16 protein-coding genes and 1 pseudogene are annotated in these 18,514 nt (G+C 63.1%); 9 read left to right on the top strand and 8 right to left on the bottom strand.

Features of this window, described 5'->3' with window-relative positions; translation table 11 throughout:
- Nucleotides 1-10: 10 nt before the first annotated feature.
- From ACFIMZ_RS25745 to ACFIMZ_RS25730, 4 genes are all read right to left on the bottom strand, one after another.
- Nucleotides 11-1,654 (bottom strand): bifunctional 3-(3-hydroxy-phenyl)propionate/3-hydroxycinnamic acid hydroxylase, encoded by a 1,644-nt coding sequence (locus ACFIMZ_RS25745; protein WP_431825099.1) that lies wholly within the window; start codon nt 1,652-1,654, stop codon nt 11-13.
- Nucleotides 1,655-1,718: 64 nt separating this feature from the next.
- Entirely contained in the window at nt 1,719-2,795 is a 1,077-nt protein-coding gene (locus ACFIMZ_RS25740) for a maleylacetate reductase (protein ID WP_431825362.1), read from the bottom strand.
- Nucleotides 2,796-2,818: 23 nt separating this feature from the next.
- A complete protein-coding gene (locus ACFIMZ_RS25735; RefSeq protein WP_431825098.1) occupies nt 2,819-3,121 on the bottom strand; it encodes a Dabb family protein in 303 nt (100 codons plus the stop codon).
- Nucleotides 3,118-4,002 carry an intradiol ring-cleavage dioxygenase gene (locus tag ACFIMZ_RS25730; protein WP_431825097.1) on the bottom strand — a complete coding sequence of 295 codons (885 nt, stop codon included), beginning with the start codon at nt 4,000-4,002 and terminating at the stop codon, nt 3,118-3,120. Before ACFIMZ_RS25730 ends, ACFIMZ_RS25735 begins: the two co-directional genes overlap by 4 nt.
- A gap of 118 nt (nt 4,003-4,120) precedes the next feature.
- Here ACFIMZ_RS25730 and ACFIMZ_RS25725 point away from each other — a divergent pair, with 118 nt between their 5' ends.
- From ACFIMZ_RS25725 to ACFIMZ_RS25710, 4 genes are all read left to right on the top strand, one after another.
- Nucleotides 4,121-5,044: a LysR family transcriptional regulator gene (locus ACFIMZ_RS25725; RefSeq protein WP_431825096.1), complete on the top strand. Its 924-nt coding sequence runs from the start codon at nt 4,121-4,123 to the stop codon at nt 5,042-5,044.
- A gap of 221 nt (nt 5,045-5,265) precedes the next feature.
- Entirely contained in the window at nt 5,266-6,174 is a 909-nt protein-coding gene (locus tag ACFIMZ_RS25720; RefSeq protein WP_431825095.1) for a SphA family protein, read from the top strand.
- 146 nt (nt 6,175-6,320) lie between these two features.
- Nucleotides 6,321-7,241, top strand: coding sequence for a helix-turn-helix transcriptional regulator (locus ACFIMZ_RS25715; protein WP_431825094.1), 921 nt, complete (start codon nt 6,321-6,323; stop codon nt 7,239-7,241).
- 124 nt (nt 7,242-7,365) lie between these two features.
- A complete protein-coding gene (locus ACFIMZ_RS25710) occupies nt 7,366-8,064 on the top strand; it encodes a fumarylacetoacetate hydrolase family protein (RefSeq protein WP_431825093.1) in 699 nt (232 codons plus the stop codon).
- A gap of 78 nt (nt 8,065-8,142) precedes the next feature.
- Here the strand turns inward: ACFIMZ_RS25710 and ACFIMZ_RS25705 are convergent, their stop codons facing one another.
- The 3 genes from ACFIMZ_RS25705 to ACFIMZ_RS25695 form a co-directional block, all read right to left on the bottom strand.
- Nucleotides 8,143-9,342 (bottom strand): multidrug effflux MFS transporter, encoded by a 1,200-nt coding sequence (locus ACFIMZ_RS25705; protein WP_431825092.1) that lies wholly within the window; start codon nt 9,340-9,342, stop codon nt 8,143-8,145.
- A 269-nt stretch (nt 9,343-9,611) separates the two neighbouring features.
- Complete coding sequence (locus ACFIMZ_RS25700; RefSeq protein ID WP_431825091.1) at nt 9,612-10,781, bottom strand: WD40/YVTN/BNR-like repeat-containing protein; 1,170 nt, start codon at nt 10,779-10,781, stop codon at nt 9,612-9,614.
- 38 nt (nt 10,782-10,819) lie between these two features.
- Nucleotides 10,820-11,089 (bottom strand): MoaD/ThiS family protein, encoded by a 270-nt coding sequence (locus ACFIMZ_RS25695; protein ID WP_431825090.1) that lies wholly within the window; start codon nt 11,087-11,089, stop codon nt 10,820-10,822.
- A gap of 817 nt (nt 11,090-11,906) precedes the next feature.
- Here ACFIMZ_RS25695 and ACFIMZ_RS25690 point away from each other — a divergent pair.
- The 4 genes from ACFIMZ_RS25690 to ACFIMZ_RS25675 all read left to right on the top strand — a co-directional run bounded on the left by ACFIMZ_RS25690 (nt 11,907) and on the right by ACFIMZ_RS25675 (nt 15,839).
- Nucleotides 11,907-12,428 (top strand): hypothetical protein, encoded by a 522-nt coding sequence (locus ACFIMZ_RS25690; RefSeq protein WP_431825089.1) that lies wholly within the window; start codon nt 11,907-11,909, stop codon nt 12,426-12,428.
- Nucleotides 12,421-14,106 carry an adenylosuccinate synthetase gene (locus ACFIMZ_RS25685; RefSeq protein ID WP_431825088.1) on the top strand — a complete coding sequence of 562 codons (1,686 nt, stop codon included), beginning with the start codon at nt 12,421-12,423 and terminating at the stop codon, nt 14,104-14,106. Before ACFIMZ_RS25690 ends, ACFIMZ_RS25685 begins: the two co-directional genes overlap by 8 nt.
- A gap of 9 nt (nt 14,107-14,115) precedes the next feature.
- Nucleotides 14,116-14,766, top strand: coding sequence for a DUF7002 family protein (locus tag ACFIMZ_RS25680; protein WP_431825087.1), 651 nt, complete (start codon nt 14,116-14,118; stop codon nt 14,764-14,766).
- Nucleotides 14,767-14,858: 92 nt separating this feature from the next.
- The gene (locus ACFIMZ_RS25675) at nt 14,859-15,839 is read left to right on the top strand and encodes a DUF3644 domain-containing protein (protein WP_431825086.1); all 981 of its coding nucleotides are present in this window, start codon (nt 14,859-14,861) and stop codon (nt 15,837-15,839) included.
- A gap of 134 nt (nt 15,840-15,973) precedes the next feature.
- On the opposite strand, the gene ACFIMZ_RS25670 is transcribed toward ACFIMZ_RS25675, so the two are convergent.
- On the bottom strand, nt 15,974-16,726 hold the full coding sequence (locus ACFIMZ_RS25670; protein WP_431825085.1) for a hypothetical protein: 753 nt from the start codon (nt 16,724-16,726) through the stop codon (nt 15,974-15,976).
- A 57-nt stretch (nt 16,727-16,783) separates the two neighbouring features.
- Between ACFIMZ_RS25670 and ACFIMZ_RS25665 the strand changes: the two are divergent.
- Nucleotides 16,784-18,040: pseudogene (locus tag ACFIMZ_RS25665) on the top strand (IS256 family transposase).
- Nucleotides 18,041-18,514 lie beyond the last annotated feature (474 nt).

Raw genomic sequence — 18,514 nt, 5'->3', positions numbered from 1 at the left:
TCGCGCCCTCTCACGACGCCTGCGCCGCGTTCGGCGTGGCGGACGCTACGCGCCAGTGCAGCTTGTCGCGCAGATCGTCGACCAGCGCGCCGAGATCCCGCGGGTCGGCGACCGAGCCGAAGACGACGAAATCGGGCCGGCTGAGGTACGCATGCATTCCGTGCGCGTCCATGAACGCGCGCTGGTCGCCGTCGAGATCGACGATCGCATCGCGCGCGCCCGAATCGTCCGACAGCACCGCGAGATGGCAGCCGAGCCGTTCGAGGAATGCGCGCTGGACGGCGTCGAGATGCTGCGCCGGATGGTCGCGCGCGACGAGCTGGAACCCGTAGCCGACGACGTCGTCGAGCCGCCCCTCCGCCGCGCCCTGGCGCACGCGGCCTTGCGGCGCGAGCGCACCGGTCGACGGCAGCAGCGCGCCGTCCGCCTCGCGGTGCACGACGCCCTGCTCGACCTTCGGGAACGGCGGCATCGGCGGCACGCTGCCCGCGCGGAATGCCGCATCGCGCTCGGCCACTTTCGCCGGATCGTCTTCGTTGACGACCTGGCCGAGGAACAGCGACATCTGCATGATCGCGTTCACGTGCGGCCGGCGCTCGGCCTCGTACGTATCCAGCAGCGCGGGCGACGCACGCCCGCTCAACACGAGGTCGAGCTTCCACGCGAGGTTGATCCCGTCGCGCATGCCCGAGCACGCGCCCTGTCCCATGTACGGCATCATCGAGTGCGCCGCGTCGCCCGCGAGCAGCACGCGATCGTCGCGCCAGCGGTCGGCCATCCGCGTCTCGAACGTGTAGACGACATGGCGCAGCAGCGTCAGGTCGTCCGGCCCGAATCCATAGTGCGCCTCGAGCCAGCGCCAGCCGGCTTCCTCCGTTTCCCAGTCCGACGTCGACTCGTGCGGCAGCACGCGCAACTCGAAGCGCGTGCGCTTCGTGCCGATCGGCATGTGCATGGTGGCACGCGCCGGGTCGCAGAAAATCGTCGTGCGCGAACAGGCGTCGCCGAGATCGCGCCGGTTCTCCGAGTCGAGGTTCAGCCAGCGCTCGTTGTGGCCGTAATCGGTGCGCTCGATGCCGAGCGTGCGGCGCACGAAGCTGTTCGCGCCGTCCGCGCCGATCACGTACCTGACCTGGAACGTGCGCGGCGGCGCGGTCCATTGCGCGTCCTGCGCGCAGCGCCGCGGATGCGCGGACAGCACGACGCCGTCGTCGCCCTGTTTCAGCGTCTCGACTTCCCAGCCGCGCAGCACGGTGACGTTCGAATAGGCGGCCGTCCGCGCATCGATCGCATCCTCGATGTCGGGCTGGTAGATCGAGATGTGCGCGGGGTAGCCGCATGCGCGGCCGGTCCAGTTCAGTTCGAGCAGCAGGTCGCCGCGCGCGTCGCGATAGTGATACGTGTCGACCGCCTTCGCGCTGCGCAGCGCGCGATCGACGTCGCCGCTCGCCTGCACGATGCGCGCGGTTTCGCCATCGATGTGCGTGAGACGCGGCAGGCCGTACGGCGTCGGCCAGCGCTCGACCACCACGACCCGGTAGCCCGCGCGGCCGAGCATCGACGCCGCGACGAGTCCGGTCGGACCGTATCCGACGATCGCCACGTCGTAGTGCTCGGCGGCGCGTTCGCCGCCCTGGTTCAGATCGGGCTCCATCTTCTGTCTCCTGGTATGGGTATGGATCGGTTGTGCGTTCCCCGCTCGGATGGCGGGTCTTGTGTCATTGCGCATGCGTGCCGGGCGGCGCGCCGTCGAACGCATCCTGCAGCAGCGCGCGCAGCGCGTGCCGCTCGATCGGCCGCGGATTCCAGTACGGATTCGCCGCGGCGAGGTCGGCGGCGCGGTCGAGATCGGCTTCCCGCATGCCGAGCGCGCTCAGCGCGACCGGCGCGCCGTTGTCGCGCGCGAGCGCGTAGAGGCCGCGCGCCGCATCGTCCGCGCCGCTTGCGCCAATCGCGCGCGCGATCCGCGCCATCGCGTCGGGCGCATGCGCGGCGTTGTAGGCGAGCGCATGCGGCAGCACGACGGCGTGCGTCTGCGCATGCGGCAGGTTGAAGCTGCCGCCGAGCGTGTGGCACAGCTTGTGATGCAACGCCATGCCGACGTTGCCGAGCACCATCCCGCACAGCCACGCGCCGTACAGCGCGTCGCCGCGCGCACCGAGGTCGGCCGGGTCGCGCCGCACGCCCGGCAGGCCGTGCGCGAGCGCGCGAATGCCTTCTTCCGCGATCAGGCTCATCACCGGGTTCGCATTGTTCGCATACAGGCCTTCGGCCGCGTGCGCGATCGCGTTGATGCCGCTCGTCACCGACAGCTCGACGGGCAGCGTCACGGTCAATTCGGGGTCGTAGATCACCGTCTTCGGCAGCACGCGCGCATCGGTGCCGGTGCGCTTGATGCCGCCGTCGGTCACGCCGTAGATCGGCGTCATTTCGCTGCCCGCATACGTGGTCGGAATCGCGAGGATCGGCAGGCTGCTTTCGAGCGCGATCGCCTTGCCGAGCCCGACCGTCGAACCGCCGCCGATCGCGATCGCGCAATCCGCGTCGCAAGCGTTCGCGAATGCGCGCGCGTCGCGGGCGATCTCGACCGGCACGTGCATCGTCGCGCGATCATAGAGGCCCGCCGCGCGCGCGCCGAGCCGGTCGGCAACCGCCTGCGCAAGCGGGCGCTGCTCCGGCGTGCAGAGCACGAGCGCGCGCTGCGCCCCCAGCTCCAGCACTTCGCGTTCGAGATGGCGCAGGCTGCCCGCGCCGAAAATCACGCGCGCCGGTCGCGCCTGATAGATGAAATCCATGATCGTCTGCATGATGTCTTTCGTCATTCCGTCACGTAATCGACCTGGTGGCGCGCGATGCGCAGGCCCGCCAGTTCCTCGCGCACGCGTGCATGCTCCGGATGCGTCGCATACCCGGCGAGCGCTTCGCGCGAGTCGAACTCCGTGACGAGCACGAGATCGCACGCGTAATCAGCCCCGCTGACATCCGCGCCCACCTCGACGTGCGTCATCCCCGGAATCCGTCCGCGCAGGCCCTCGAACGCGGCCTTCACCCGCGCTTTCGCCTGCGCGCGCTCGCCGCCGGTTTCGCCTGCCACCTTCCACATCACGATGTGCCGGATCATGCGCCGCGCCCCGCCCGGTTCAGCACGAAATCGAAGTCGAGCGTGTAATACGGCGTATCGACGCGCGAGCCGTCCGGCGCGCTGCCCGGCGCATGCCGGACCCAGTCGGCCACCAGCGTCGAGCGCACGCCGAACACGGCGTCGGAGTCGAGATAGCGGTCGCCGGCGCGGAATACGTGCGTGATCAGGGTTTCGTAGCCGGGCGCCTGAATCATGAAATGCAGGTGCGCGGGCCGCCACGGATGACGGCCGAGCGATTCGAGCAACGCGCCGACCGGGCCGTCGTGCGGAATCGGATACGGCTCGGCGAGGATCGAGCGGAACGCGAAGCGCCCGTTCGCGTCGGCGCGCAGCCGGCCGCGCGCGCGATGGGCGATCGACCCGTCGTCGCCAGCCGGCATCTGCACGTCGTAATGCCCGTCCTGATCGGCCTGCCAGACCTCGAGCAGCGCATGCGCGACCGGCGTGCCGTCGAGCGAGCGCACGTGGCCGTTGACGAAGCACGGCTCGCCGCATGCGCCGTTGGCGATATCGTCGAACTGGCCGTACTCGGGGCTGCCTTCGACATAGAACGGGCCGAACACGGTCGCTTCCGTGCAGCCGTCCGGCTTCGCGTGATTCTGCGCGGTGACGAGCGTCGACAGCCCGAGCACGTCGGACAGCAGGATGAACTCCTGGCGCTTGTCGTCGGTGATGTGGCCGACGGCCGTCAGGAAGCGGATCGCGGCCTCCCATTCGGCTTCCGTCAGCTTCGTCTCGCGGGCGAACGAATGCACGTGCTGGACGAGGCTCGTCATGATCGTGCGCAGCCGCTCGTCGCGGCAGCCGGCCAGCGACGCGATCACCGCCTGCGTAATCGTGTCTTCGTTGAGATTGCGCATCTGGGTTGTCTCCGGGTGTTGTTCGAACACATGTTGGCGTAACATTAATTCCTTCTTTTTCAGGAAAAAAGACCTGCCAGCGGAGTTTTGTTCTCCGCTGCGCGGAGAAATCGAAGTCATGGACAAGTGGACGCAAATTGAATTCTTCGTACAGGTCGCCGAGCTCGGCAGCCTGTCGAAAGCCGCCGAGCGGCTCGGCATGTCGAGCGCGGCGGCGAGCCGCTGCCTGAACGCGCTGGAGGAGCGCCTGTCCGCGCGGCTCGTCGAGCGGACCACGCGCCGCCTGTGGCTGACCGACGCCGGGCGCGAGTATCACCGGCGCTGCGTCGCGATCCTGACCGAGCTGTCCGAAGCGGACGCCGCGGTCAACGAGGCGAGCGTCAATCCGGCCGGCACGCTGCGCGTGACCGCGTCGGTGTCGTTCGCGTCGATCTACATCGCGCCCGCGCTGCCCGAATTCCACAAGCGCTATCCGAACCTGAGCGTGCAGATCATCGCGGCGAACCGCTACCCGGATTTCATCGAAGCGGGCATCGACGTCGCGATCCGCACGCGCGAGCATGAGGCCGATTCCGGCATCACGGTGCGCAGGCTCGCGGAGACGCGGCGCGTGCTGGCCGCTTCGCCCGGCTACCTGGCGAAGCACGGCGCGCCGGCCACCCCCGACGCGCTGTGCGACCACGCGCTGCTCGTCTACAACCTCGCGAACGATCCCAATGTGCTGCATTTCCGGCGCGGCGCGAAGAAACAGTCGGTCGCGATCAAGGGCGTGCTCGACGCGAACGAGGGACAGGTGATCCGCGCGGCGGCGCTCGCCGGGCTCGGCATCCTGATCCAGCCGCTCTACATCATTCACGGCGACATCGTCGCCGGCAAGCTCGTGCCGGTGCTCGGCGACTGGCAGTTGCCGACGCTCACCGTCAACATCGCGTACCAGAGCCGCCGCCATCAACCGGCGAAGATCCGCGTGTTCACCGAATTCCTGATCGAGCGCTTCGAACGCCTCGGCCTCGCGCGGAAGTGGATGGAAGTCGGGCGATGAGCGCGCGGGGGATGCGTCTGGCGTGACGCCGCCGCGCATTCCTCCGCGCGACGGAGAACTGTTCTCCCGCCGGCCAACTTTTTCGCGTTCATCGCACGCTCTACATTTCGTCTCGCCTCGTTCGCTTCCCGCTGCGCGCAGCGGCGCACCCGAACGAACCGGCCCCCGTGTGCCGCTGGTTACGCACACGACAACAAACGAAGACACGGTCTGGAGACGTCATGAGATTCACCTTCCCGCGCGCCCTCGGCGCGTCCCTGATCGCCTGCGCGATCGCCACGCCCGCCGCGGCCACCGAAAACGGCCAGATCAGCTACCCGTTCGGCGTCAACACGGTGCTGAACGGCCTGCTGCCGCCCCCTGGCCATACGCAGTATTTCAATTATTCGCTGTACTACGCGTCAAGCAAGTTCGCCGGCCCGGACGGCGGCAACGCGGTGCCCGGCTTCCACCTGAGCGTCGTCGCGGAAACGCCGCGCGTCGTCCACACATGGGACGCGACGCTCGGACCGTTCTCGATCTCGAGCAGCGCGATCGTGCCGATCGTGCACCTGCACCTGTCGACGCCGGGCGGCGCCGGCAACCGGACCTCGCTCGGCGACGTGATCCTCGAGCCGCTGATGATCAACTACGTGAATGCGTCGAAGACCTTCTTCGCATTCTTCTCGCCGTCGTTCGCAGTGCCGAGCGGCGCGTACGCGCCCAACCGGATCGCGAACACCGGATTGAACACCTATGCGTTCCTGCCGTACCTGAGCACCACGTGGTCCCCGCATCGCGACTGGGAAATCTCGACGACGACCGTGCTCGAACTGAATTCGCCGAACCATGCGACGCATTACCACTCCGGCGCGGTCGCGGTGCTCGACTACCTGATCGGCTATTCGGTCACGCCGCGCCTGCAGCTCGGCGTCCAGGGCACGTTTCTGAAACAGTACACCGACGATACGCAGGACGGCATCAAGGTCGCATCCGACGGCTTTCGCGGCCAAGCCGTCGCGATCGGACCGCAATTGCGCTACATGTGGGGACCGGCGTCCGGCGTCGTCGTGAAGTTCCAGCACGAGTTCGCGGTGCGCAACCGGCCGCAGGGCGAGAAGCTCTGGGTTCAGTTCAGCTTTCCGATCTGACGCGCGCGGGGCCTGTCGTACAAGTCAGCCGGCGGTCGCCCGAATCCGCCGGAACCCTCGCCGGCTCCCGCCGGCCAGGATTCCGGCCGTGCGCCATTCGCTGTACCATCGCGGCTTCATCCGCGTCACGAATCGCCGAATCCGTCATGTCCTCCTCCGCCCCGCCGCGCCTGTACGGGATGCCCGAACGCAGCGACCGGCTCGATTTCTACATCCGCGACCAGGCGTCGCGCCAGGCGATCACCGAGCCGCACCGGCACGCGTACTTCCAGATCCAGTTCAACCTCGGCGGCGACACCGAGCAGCGGATCGGCGGCGTCACGCGGCCGTTTCCGCGCGGCGCGCTCGCGTTCGTGCTGCCGTACCGCGAGCACCTGATTCCGCATCCGGAAGGCGCGCACTTCATCGTGATCAACTTCAGCCAGGCGTTCCTGCGCGCCGATCTCGACGTCGATCCGCTCGACCTCGAGGACGTGCCCGCGCACCGCTTTCCCGAGCTGACGCCGTTCCGCTTCCAGGAGCATCTGGATTTCATCCTCACCGGCGACGCGTTCGACGAGGCGCGCCGTCTCGCGCTGTGCATGATCGACGCCGACCGCGTCCGCACGTTCGGCTCGACGACGCTGCTGCGCGGCTACCTGCTGCAGCTGATCGGGCTCGTCTGCACGCAGTACGCCGGCGCGCTCGACAAGCTCGCGCAGCGCGGCGCGCACCGCGCGGGCCGGCGCGACGCGCTCGCGCGCGTGCTGCGCCACGTGCGCGCGAACCTGACCCGCGAAGACCTGACCCTCGCCGCCACCGCCGAGGCCGCGTTCCTGTCGCCGAACTATCTCGCGCACCTGATCCGCAAGGAAACCGGCAGCACGTTCACCGATCTCGTGACCGAGCGCCGCATCGCGCTCGCGCAGTCGCTGCTCGCGCATACCAGCCGGCGCATCGCCGAGATCGCGCGCGCGGTCGGCTTCCGCGACGAGGGGTATTTCGCGCGGCGGTTCCGCGCGCGGGTCGGCGTGTCGCCGAAGGCGTATCGCGACGCGAACGCCACGCTGCCGGACGGCGACGCGTAGTTTTGTCCCGGAAAAACGCAGTTGCGTCACATCCCGCGCGGCGCGCGTCGGGTATCGTTCACGCATGCCGGCCGCCGCGCGACGTGTGCGCCGGCTCCGTCTTCAACCCGAACGAGGCCACCCGATGTCCGAATACGTCATCGACGCTCCCGAGCGTCCTTCCGTCGCAGTCGACCAGTCGTCCGCACGCTTTCCGCTGCGCCGCGTGTTCTGCGTCGGCCGCAACTACGCCGAGCACGCGCGCGAGATGGGCGCCGATCCGACCCGCGAGCCGCCGTTCTTCTTCACGAAGCCGGCCGATGCGATCGTGCCCGCGGCCGGCGCCGTCCCGTATCCGCCGCTGACGAACGACCTGCACCATGAAATCGAGCTCGTGGTCGCGATCGGCCGCGGCGGACGCGCGATCGCCCCCGCCGACGCGCTGTCGCACGTGTGGGGCTACGGCGTCGGCGTCGACCTGACGCGCCGCGACCTTCAGGCCGACGCAAAGAAGCTGAGCCGGCCGTGGGACTGGGCGAAAGGCTTCGACGCGTCGGGGCCGGTGACCGCGCTGCGGCCGGCCGCCGCGACCGGCCATCCGGCGGCGGGCCGCATCTGGCTCGCGGTCAACGGCGAAACCCGACAGCAAGGCGACCTCGCCGACATGATCTGGCCGGTGCCTGACGTCATCGCGGCGGTATCGCGCGCGGTCGAGCTGAAGGCCGGCGACCTGATCTTCACCGGCACGCCGGCGGGCGTCGGCGCGCTGCAGCCGGGGGACCGCGTGACCGGCGGGGTCGATGGGGTTGCACAGTTCGAGTTTGTGGTGGGGGCGAAGGCGTAAGCGCCACGTGCGCCGATGCGCCCGCTTGAATCCCGGCCGAAGCCGGCCGCCCCGAGCGGGCGCGCGAATCGCCAGGAATCATCGAGGGCCGTCGCGCGCATCCAGCGAACGCGCATACGCCGCAGCCAGCAACGCGAGCGTGGACGACGCCAGCATCATGCCGAGCGACGCACCAGCCGCATTGCCGTCGGTCAGCACCGCGCCCGTCGCCGACGACAGCGCGGCGCCGCCCGCGATGGTCATCGCGCCGGCGAGGCCGGAGGCACTTCCCGCGAGGTCGGGCCGCACCGACAGCACGCCGGCATGGGCGCACGGATTCGTCAGACCGTTGCCCACGCCGACCAGCATGCACGGTCCGAACAACGCAAAGACGTGCCGTACGCCGCAGAAGTACAGCGCGAGACCGATCAGCGGGCCGGCACACGCGATGATGCGCCCCGTGACGATGATCGTCGCGCTCGAGAAGCGACCTGCGTGCCGGCCGGACAGAAAACTGCCGAACATGAATCCGACCGTGACGCTTCCCATGTAGAAGCCGATCGTCGCCGGCGGGATGCCGAATACCACTTTCGCGGCCAGCGGCGCACCGGCCAGGAATGCATAGAAGGTGCCCGTCGAGAACGCCATGCACGACGCATAGGCCCAGAAGCGACGTGCGCGGAGCAGCGCCGGATACGCACGGACCTGCCGCCTCAACGTGTCCGACGGATTCAAGTTGGTCTCGCGGAGGTCGCGCCAGCACCACGCGAACAGCGCGGTGCCGGCTACCGCGAGAAACCAGAAGCTCGCGCGCCAGCCGCACGCTTCGTCCAGCGCGCCGCCCACCATGGGACCGAGCATCGGGGCGATCGCCGCCGCCATCGCGGCATAGCCGATCCGGCTCGCCGCCCGCTCGTGGCCGGCCGTGTCCCGGATCACGGCCATCGATATCGGATAGCCCGACGTAATGCCCGCCTGAAGCACCCGGCAAGCCAGGAAAATCCGGATGTCGGTGGCCAGCGCGCAGCCGACCGACCCGACGACGAAGACCGCGAGGCCGGCCAGCACGATCGGCCGCCGCCCGAAGCGATCCGACAACGGCCCCATGACCAGTTCGAGCGTTGCCGCGACGGCCGCGTATCCCGCGAGCGACAGGCTGACGAGCGCATAGTCGGTAGCGAACGTGCGAGCGATGTTCGGCAGCGACGGCAGGAACAGGCTCACGGGCAGCACCGATACCGCGCACAGCAGGATCAGTGTGGCGAGCTTGGGTGGCGAGGATTCGAGAGTGGTCGGCATCGTCGATCGAAAGCAAGGTCGCTGCGGACAAAAAAAACCCCCGACCGAGTCGGGGGCGCACGGGGTACCGGCCTGGTGCCGCTACCGGACCATGCGCCGACTGCCTGCTACGATGACAAGGGCCGCTCTCATGTTCGAATGCTCCTGATCGTTTTGTGTGATGTTAGGTGGCGGGCGACGATGGCGTCAACATGGCCGGGCGACGTCGCGTCAACCTGCGGCGGCGATGAAGCGCCAATTCAGCCGTCAACGCGTTCACCCGCCCGCCCTCATCCGAACCGCACGCAATAAACCGGCGGCAGATGCGCGGAAATCAACTGCCAGCTTTCGCCGCCGTCGCCGGACGTCCATAGCGCGCCGGTGGTCGATCCCATCGCGAGGCGCGTGCCGGATTCGTCCACCGCGAGCCCGTGCCGATACACGAGGTCATACGCCGGCGCCGGTGGCAATCCGTCGGAGAAACGCTCGAACGTGCGGCCGCCGTCGCGGGTGCGCGTGACCACGAACTGGCCGTTCACCGGAATCCGGCACGCGTCTTTCACGGCGGGCACGAACCATGCGGTGTCCGGCTCGCACGGGTGCACGGCGACCGCGAAGCCGAAGCTCGACGGCTGCGCGTCGATTCGCTGCCAATGCGCCGCACCGTCAGTCGAGCGGAAGATCGCGCAGTGATGCTGCGTCCACAGCACGTCCGGGTTGGCCGCGCATTGCACGACGCGGTGCGGGTCCTGCACGTTGGCGTCGCCCCGCCGCTCCGGTGGCATGTAGTCGGCTTCCATGCCGTCGGCGCTCACGCGCCAGGTCGCGCCGCCGTCTTCCGTCTGCCAGACGCCGCCGCACGACACGCCGATCGACACGTGCCGGCTGTCGCGCGGATCGACCATCACGGAATGGATGCCCGGCGCGTCGTAGCCGCCGCCGAACCATTCGCGGCGCTCGGGGCGATCCCATAGCGCGCGGTTGAGCGTCCACGTGTCGCCGCCGTCGTCGGAACGGAAGAGCCCGCCGGGGATCGTGCCGGCCCATAGAACGCCCGGCTCGTCCGGGCCGCCGGTTTCGAGCGACCAGATTTGCTGGAGCGTCCAGGGGGGTGATGGGGGCACGGGGGCGGCGGTGCCGCTTGCGTTGTCCGCATCCGCATTTGCGGTCGTGCTCGCGTTCGCATTGCCATCGGTACGCGCTTCGTCGGGGGGCTGCGGCGGGTACACGGGGACGGCACACTCATCCCAATCCGCCATGCCCGCGCGCCGGCGATGCAGCTTCACGCCGAAGTGGCCGAGGTTGAGCGCGGCGTACAGCGATCCGTCGCGCGGGTCGGGCAGCACCATGCTCACCGGCTCGCCGACGAAATACGGGTCGCCGAGCATCCAGCCGCCCTTGCCGTCTGCGTGCAGAACGAACAGTCCCTTGCGGGTCGCGACAAGCAATCGATCGTTCATTCGCGTGCCTCTTCGTCTTCGGGTAACGATGGCTCCCCTTAGCCGCCTGACAAAGCCTGTACGACGTAGACCCGGCTTTCCTTGCCGAGCGCGTCGGACAAACGTTGCCGGTCACGAATCCGCTGGCCGTCGACAAACACGGCGAGATGCGCGCGCAGCACGCCTTGGTCGTCGAGGATGTAGCCGCGCAGTCGGGGTTGTTCGGCGAACACGGCTTCGAGCACTTCGCCAAGCGTGCGCGCGTCGATCTCGCGCTCGGGCGTTGCGATGTGTCGCTGAATCGAGGCCGAGAAGAAGATGTGCGCCATGACGGGGAACCGACGGGATGGCCGAGTGGGAATGGCCGGGGCCGTTGGTTCTGTAGTTTAGGTGATTCGCAGGGGGCATTGGGTTGCGCGTCGGCAGCAACCGGGGACGGACCGTCCGAGCGGTGCTGCGGGAGCGTCTGTCCGAGTTCGGACAGCAAGTGTCATTCGTCGGTAACGTCGCTCGGACCTTCAGACGGCGGTTCGTCTCAGTAAGCGGCGGCTGGATTTCGCAAGTGAACGTGGTGGTGCCTCAGCGGCTGCTTTGGACCTTTGATGCGCTTGATATCAAAGAAAGAACGGCGGGTTCACGGGATTTCTGAAAATTATCACCGATTGACCAAGAGCCAACCGCCACGCTAGTGGCGCACTATCGACTTGAAAATCTGCGGTCGATGATTGAGAGGGGCAAAGCAGGGTTATCGATAATGATGAATTCCCTATCCGAATTTGCCTAACCATTGGAAAATATTTGCCATATAGTCTGGATAAATATTCGCCAAGCGATGTCTACGGGGGCATCAGAAACTGATTTGCGACACCACTGCGTGGAGAGAACCCATCGCCGGAGAGAACGTCGTATATTCGATGGCGGGCTGCTTTGCGCGCGCACATTGATGCATCGCCAATGCTTTCGAATTGAAATTCATAAAATCGATATAAGGCACTAATTTTGCAACGGTAGATAATATGTAAATTTATAAGCTTATAAATCGATCGCAGAATCTGTGACAAATATCAGGTCTGCAACCAACATGCTGTTCGTTGCGACACGGGGGCTGCAATGATGGTTAAGCGATTACTGCTACTGAGCGGAGCCATGCGCGCCGGCAAGAGTTCCGTTGCTCATGCACTGAAAAAAAATTACGACTTTTCAGGAATCAGTAGCGGCGGATATTTGCGGGCTTGTGGCACGCGGGGCGCCGTTTTGGATGTGCGCTCGTGGTTACAAGAAACGGGTGACCAGCTCGACATCGAAACGGACTTTGCATGGGTTGTTGACTCGGTCGCCATTCCGGCTATAGCAGCAAACCCTTCAGTCGAGAATTGGCTTTTTGATGCGGTTCGCAAGCCTCGCCAGATCGAGCACTTCCGCGCCCACTTCGGACAAGTTGTCAGACATATCCATCTCTCTGCGTCTGAGGATGTTCTGCGCGAGCGCTATGCAGTTGGAGTCGCACCAGGCGATGCGCCCTACGTTACCGCGATTACACATCCCAACGAAATTGTCGCTCGGTCACTTGGCGCGATGGCAGATGCAATATTTGATACCACCGTGATTAGTGCAAGCGACATCGCTGCTCGGATTATCGACGCCTGGTTGGGGGTAACGCATGAGTAACCGTCAAATTGTCGTCATTAGCGGGAAGCCCTGTAGCGGCAAGACAGGACTTGCCGATCTACTTGAACAGGAATTTCAGTTCTGCGTTGTCCGTGCTAGGCAGGTATCGGTCGACTTTTGCAATACCGAAGTCGATGCAAATGAAGGGGAAACATTGACAGCACGGGGACAGGAAGCAGATGAAGCCACCGATTCAAGGTGGCTGCTGGATGCCACGCTTGGCGTACTCGAAGGTCTGGACTCGACTAAGTCAGTGGTCGTGGACCATGTCGGTAGCCCTTCGCAAGTAGCTCAATTTCGGCGAGTATTTGGGGAAAACCTCATTCATGTCCATCTATACGCAAGTAAGGAAACGTTGCAGGAGCGGTACGCCAAAAGGAAGGCGCCAAAGACGAATGCTCTCTCGTATGATGAAATAGATCGCCTAAAAGATGAGAAGGACATTGCCGCATTCAAGAACGATGCCGATGTCCGCATCTACACGACTCGTTCCGATGCCCAAGATACCTTAATTCGCGTCGCCGCCCGCTTACATTTGTTCACTCCGCCTGATATTCGGTGCGTCGACGTGTTGATCGGTGGTCAGTATGGCAGTGAGGGCAAGGGAAATGTAGTTTCGTATCTCGCTCGCGAATATGACGTAATGGTGCGGGTCGGGGGGCCAAACGCAGGACATACTGTAGCCAGCACGAACGGACCTTATACATATCATCATTTGCCCTCTGGGGCTCGCGATGTGGATTCTCGCTTGCTTCTTGGTCCAGGTATGACCATTCGTCTCAAAGGTCTATTCGATGAGATCCGCGACTGCAACATTGGCCCGGACCGATTGTTTATCGATCCACAGGCGACGATTATCGAGGACGAGGATGTCGAGAGTGAAGGTCGACATCTCGTCTCGACTATTGCGTCGACTGGCAGCGGCAGCGGTGCTGCAACAGCTCGGCGTATCGTTAGTCGTGGCAGATCTCATTTTCGTATGGCACGGGACGTCCCCGCACTCGCGCCTTATGTCGGTGTACCTGGTAATTACCACGGCGCAACCGCCGATCGCTTGGAAGAAGCCTACCGGAAACGGCAATCTATCCTACTCGAAGGTACCCAAGGTAGTGGACTGAGTCTCTTTCATGGCACATACCCTTATGTGACCTCGCGCGATACCAACGTTGCCGGTTGCCTCGCGGAAGCTGGCATCTCACCGAGCCGCGTGCGCAAAATTCTGATGGTGATCCGTCCGATGCCCATTCGGGTGGGCGACCCGGACGGCAATGAAGGGCACACTTCGGGTCCACTCAAACATGAGACGTCGTTCGACGCCATTGCGAAATACGCGGAACTTGATGCCGCTGCGTTGCATAGCGCCGAAAAGACCTCGACCACCAAACGAAAGCGTCGTGTCGGTTGGTTTGAATGGGACCAGTTCCGCAGAGCCTGTGCCCTTAATGCGCCGACAGATATTGTGCTGACGTTTGCGGACTATATCCACGCCAGCAACCGAAATGCGCGGCGGTTTGAACAACTGACGCAAGAGACCATCAAGTTTGTCGAAGAGCTCGAGCGTGTTTCGCAGGCACCTGTTTCACTTATAAATACCCGCTTTCCGCGCCAGGAGGACGGTGTAGACGATTTGCGTTCGCTAATCGACCGTCGCAATTGGACGACCCTCTCCCGTGCTTGATGACAACATATGCAAATATCTAAGCTGATTGATCAATATCCGCGCCTCTATCATATGGCTGAACGAGACACGTGGGAAAGCATAAGAAGGCATGGATTGCTGAGCACAAGCGCAGTGCTGGATCACTTCGGAGTGGTAGGAGCAGATCGAGTAAGATATGAAAGCCAACAGCGTCCGGTTAAGATGGAGGTGATCCTCAATCATCCGGACAGCATTGTACTTCGTGATCAGAAGCCAATGCCCCGCGCACGGCTCATAACGGCATTGCAAGATGGCATTACCCCCGAGGACTGGTATCGTATCATCAATGCCAAGGTATTTTTTTGGGCGACGAAGACACGCCTCCTCGGTCTTCTCAATGCTAGGGATTACCGTACATTGGAACACGACGTTCTCGTCATCGATTCGGCACCGCTCATTAGCGAGTATGCGAATCAGATCTGGCTTTGCCACATGAATTCAGGGAACACTTGGCCCATGCCACACCCGCGCGGCACGAACACTTTTCGACGCATTTCGGATTATCCAGTCGGTCGTTCAGGGATGCCTTTAAAGCCAGTGGCAGAGCTGGTAGTTGATCATGGCGTCCCGGATATTGCACATTACGTAGTCGAAGTGATCAGAATGAGGGGGACGGAGGTTCTTAGACGGATACTGTGATTCGCTGTCTGAAAGCAGGGTGGCACCTCAAATTCAAGGGTAAACGGCAGCCCCCAAAATTCTATTAGAATCGATCGTTGTCTGCTGACCTCATGAGCACGCGCAATCGAACAGTAGGGTCCTTGGCACTGGAGCTCCTCGCGAAATCGCGTGAGGCGGCGCTTTGTGCAATTCGTGTCTTTAACGACCCTCACGTTTCATTTAAATCAGAAACATTTATCGTACTAATGGTTATTGCATGGACATATCTTTTGCACGCGCACTATCGACGAAAAAGAGTTGAGTACCGATACTTCACCCGGGAAGGAGCCAGACGTAAATTCGACCGAACAAAACGCGGAGCATTCAAATACTGGGAGCTTGAGCGCTGCCTGAACGAAAAGGCATCCCCGATCGATAAAGATACTGCTAACAATCTTCGATTTCTCGTTGGACTTCGTCACGAAATCGAACATCAGATGACCAGATCGCTCGACAACTTCCTCAGTGGACGCTACCAAGCTTGCTCGCTGAACTACAACGAGTATGTAAAGAAGCTGTTCGGCAAACGATATGGGCTCGACTCGTATCTTACGTACAGCATACAGTTTATCGAGTTGTCCGAAGAGCAGGTTTCCGGTACGTCAGCGCACGGCCAAGTTCCAGAGAAACTTCGAGCTTATGTCGCGGAATTTGATGCCGCGCTCACACACGACGAATACAACAACCCCAGGTTCTCATATCGTCTACTGTTCAAGAAGAAACTAGTGAACAAGGCCGGACAAGCGGATCGAGTGATCGAATTTATTGACCCCAATTCCGAGCTCGCCAAAACGATCGACAAGGAGTACTGGGTCAAGAAGGACGTGGAGCGCGCGAAGTATCTCCCAACTCGGGTTGTCGAAGAAATTCGCAAGGCCGGCTTTCAAAAATTCCGAGTGCAGCCGGACCACGTAAACATGTGGAGGAGCGAAGACGCAAAAAATCCGAGCAAAGGGTATGGCGTGCAGGTAGAAGGCGCCTGGTACTGGTATGAAAGCTGGATCAAGCGCTGCATTGACCTCTGTAAAGCTGCTGGGGACAAGTACACGTAACGAGAAAACCATTACCCTTCCGTTGTCGACTCGCCGAGCACACAAAAGTTCGGATAGGCTCGACCGGCGAACAGTAGGCAGGCGAAGCCTGCCGATAGGACGTCCGTATCGATCGACCTACTAGGGCGCATTGGCTACCTCCCACGTATTTGGACGAGTAGCCTTTGCACCTCGTGATCACGGTCCGTGCCTGGGGGTACCCTGCTCGCAAAGGCGGATAGGTCCTGAACTACGCTATCAGGAATGTCTCGAGCTGTACTTGGCAGGTTTCGGCCAATGGCTTGCAGGCCCCAGTACTGCCCAAAAGGCTTATCCTCGCGGGACGTTACGCTTGAGACCAAAGCTTCTACAAGCAACGGGCGCGGGCGTCCGTAGAGCGACGCGTATGCAGCCAGACGATCGCCTGCCTTCGCGGACCGTAGCAATTCAGGAATCGTCTCATCTGGCACTTCGCCGGCGAATTCAACCATCTCGCGAACAATCGCCGTCATCGAAGCTGTTCGCGCAGGCCCGCTGTTCATGGTCGCGCGAATATCTTCGTAGCGTCGCGCAAGTGTATCCAGTGGATGTGTGCCCGGGGATGCTGCATCGGACTTAACGCTGTGAGGATTGACGATTCCTGAAACCGCGAGATCAGCCTTTCGCTCGGCGCTTTGTGCGGCGCCAACAGCGGCTTGGATCTCTTGCTTCATGTCCTGAAGCGTTATCTCAATTCCACCAGGCAGCTTGACCGTCTTGAATATCGGTTGAAGCCAAGGCAGAAGAGCGATAACGGCGAGCGCCAAAGTGACACCATCAAGGACGATCCCAGGAAAGAACAAGTGAACCGCAACGAGCGATAGACTGACAACGCTTACTGCAATTCGAAGGGGAAGTTGCGGCAGCAACGAGCCTATCCGATCTTTTGTGTGTGAGGCATAAACTGATGGCCAAGGAGCCACTTTATGCCACGCAAACGCAAGGAAGAAGTGACGATAGAACCGGGCAAGGGCTTGAACCTTGACCCGGAACTGATCAAGCAACTGGTGCCCGGGACGCTGGACCGGGCGACGATCAACGAGCAGCTTGCCGCGCTCAAGAAGGCGATCTTCGAACGCGCACTGGGCGGTGAGTTGACCCACCACTTGGGCTACGAGAAGGGCGAAGTCAAGCCGGCTGGCAGCACGAATCACCGCAACGGCACGAGCCGCAAGCGCGTTGCAACTGACGACGACCTGCTCGACGTCGAGATTCCGCGCGACCGCGAAGGCACCTTCGATCCGGTATTGATTGCCAGGGGCGAGCGGCGCTTCACCGGGTTCGACGACAAGATCATCGCGATGTACGCGCGCGGCATGAGCGTGCGGGAGATTCAGGGCTTCCTGCTGGAGATGTACGGCATCGAGGTATCGCCGGACTTCATCAGCACGGTGACCGACGCGGTGATCGACGAAGTGCGTGAATGGCAGCAGCGCCCGCCGAGCCGATGTATCCGGTCGTGTTCTTCGACGCCTTGCGCGTGAAGATCCGCGACGAAGGCGTGGTCCGCAACAAGGCGATCTACCTGGCGCTAGGCGTGCGCCGCGATGGCACACGCGACGTACTCGGTCTCTGGATCGAGCAGACCGAAGGCGCCAAGTTCTGGCTGCGGGTCGTCAACGACCTGAAACTGCGCGGCGTGCAGGACATTCTGATTGCCGTGGTCGACGGCCTGAAGGGCTTCGGAAGCGATCAATTCCGTGTTCCCTGAAACGACGGTTCAGACCTGCATCGTGCATTTGATCCGGAACTCGCTGGACTTCGTGAGCTGGAAAGATCGCAAGGCGGCCGCCGCCGCGCTCAAGGAGGTCTACCGGGCGCCGACGGCCGAGGCAGCCGCCGTGGCGCTGGATGCCTTCGACGCCGGCCCGTGGGGCACGAAATACCCGCCGATCGCCGCGCTCTGGCGCCGGGCCTGGGAACAGGTCATCCCCTTTTACGCGTTCGCGCCGGACATCCGGAAGATTATCTATACGACCAACGCGATCGAGTCATTGCACATGCAGCTTCGGAAGATCATCAAGGCACGCGGTCACTTCCCGTCAGACGAGGCCGCGCTTAAGCTGATCTGGCTGGCGCTGCGCAACGTCGTTGCCAAGTGGACCGGCTCCCGGCACGATTGGAAAAGCGCGATGACGCAGTTTGCGTTGCTTTACCCGGAACGGTTCAGCATCGGAATCTGAGTCTTAACCTGCCTCACACACGAAATTCCGGACACCTCCGCAGCAACTGTGACTCCTAGATGTGCGACCTAACTAATAGCGTTTATACGGACATCGGGACCGTATAAAAATCGATATTGCTGATAGGCAACATCGCATCCCAAGCTCACGATTTTAAATAACTTTGTCAAGCGCGCGCCTGCATAACAACCCTCAATCTACGGACCGCATGACCATGCCGCCGCTTGCCCGCTATCTTCGTCGCCCCGGCAGATCTGCGGTCGCAGAGAAACTAAACTTGGCGACTGTTCCGCTCTGATACCTGCCGTTGAACCAAGATTGTTTTGAAAGGCCGGAGTGGGTCGATTCGAGTTACCCGGAAATCACCAGAGAGACTCCTGTCCGTCCCCTGCCAACGCGGATCGTCCTCATCGCGACCACTCTCCTGCTGACTTGTGCAAAGCTGCTCCAGCGCCGGTCACGCGGCATGCGAGC

The organism is Burkholderia sp. F1, from assembly GCF_050813845.1.
Lineage (GTDB): Bacteria > Pseudomonadota > Gammaproteobacteria > Burkholderiales > Burkholderiaceae > Burkholderia > Burkholderia ubonensis.
The sequence above is the reverse complement of the archived record's forward strand: the minus strand, read 5'-3'. Positions and strand labels throughout refer to the sequence as shown.

Excerpts from the sequence above, each read along its gene's own strand:
- ACFIMZ_RS25745 (WP_431825099.1), bottom strand. The coding sequence starts at position 1,654 with ATGGAGCCCGATCTGAACCAGGGCGGCGAACGCGCCGCCGAGCACTAC.
- ACFIMZ_RS25740 (WP_431825362.1), bottom strand. The coding sequence starts at position 2,795 with ATGGATTTCATCTATCAGGCGCGACCGGCGCGCGTGATTTTCGGCGCG.
- ACFIMZ_RS25735 (WP_431825098.1), bottom strand. The coding sequence starts at position 3,121 with ATGATCCGGCACATCGTGATGTGGAAGGTGGCAGGCGAAACCGGCGGC.
- ACFIMZ_RS25730 (WP_431825097.1), bottom strand. The coding sequence starts at position 4,002 with ATGCGCAATCTCAACGAAGACACGATTACGCAGGCGGTGATCGCGTCG.
- ACFIMZ_RS25725 (WP_431825096.1), top strand. The coding sequence starts at position 4,121 with ATGGACAAGTGGACGCAAATTGAATTCTTCGTACAGGTCGCCGAGCTC.
- ACFIMZ_RS25720 (WP_431825095.1), top strand. The coding sequence starts at position 5,266 with ATGAGATTCACCTTCCCGCGCGCCCTCGGCGCGTCCCTGATCGCCTGC.
- ACFIMZ_RS25715 (WP_431825094.1), top strand. The coding sequence starts at position 6,321 with ATGTCCTCCTCCGCCCCGCCGCGCCTGTACGGGATGCCCGAACGCAGC.
- ACFIMZ_RS25710 (WP_431825093.1), top strand. The coding sequence starts at position 7,366 with ATGTCCGAATACGTCATCGACGCTCCCGAGCGTCCTTCCGTCGCAGTC.
- ACFIMZ_RS25705 (WP_431825092.1), bottom strand. The coding sequence starts at position 9,342 with ATGCCGACCACTCTCGAATCCTCGCCACCCAAGCTCGCCACACTGATC.
- ACFIMZ_RS25700 (WP_431825091.1), bottom strand. The coding sequence starts at position 10,781 with ATGAACGATCGATTGCTTGTCGCGACCCGCAAGGGACTGTTCGTTCTG.
- ACFIMZ_RS25695 (WP_431825090.1), bottom strand. The coding sequence starts at position 11,089 with ATGGCGCACATCTTCTTCTCGGCCTCGATTCAGCGACACATCGCAACG.
- ACFIMZ_RS25690 (WP_431825089.1), top strand. The coding sequence starts at position 11,907 with ATGCGCGCCGGCAAGAGTTCCGTTGCTCATGCACTGAAAAAAAATTAC.
- ACFIMZ_RS25685 (WP_431825088.1), top strand. The coding sequence starts at position 12,421 with ATGAGTAACCGTCAAATTGTCGTCATTAGCGGGAAGCCCTGTAGCGGC.
- ACFIMZ_RS25680 (WP_431825087.1), top strand. The coding sequence starts at position 14,116 with ATGCAAATATCTAAGCTGATTGATCAATATCCGCGCCTCTATCATATG.
- ACFIMZ_RS25675 (WP_431825086.1), top strand. The coding sequence starts at position 14,859 with ATGAGCACGCGCAATCGAACAGTAGGGTCCTTGGCACTGGAGCTCCTC.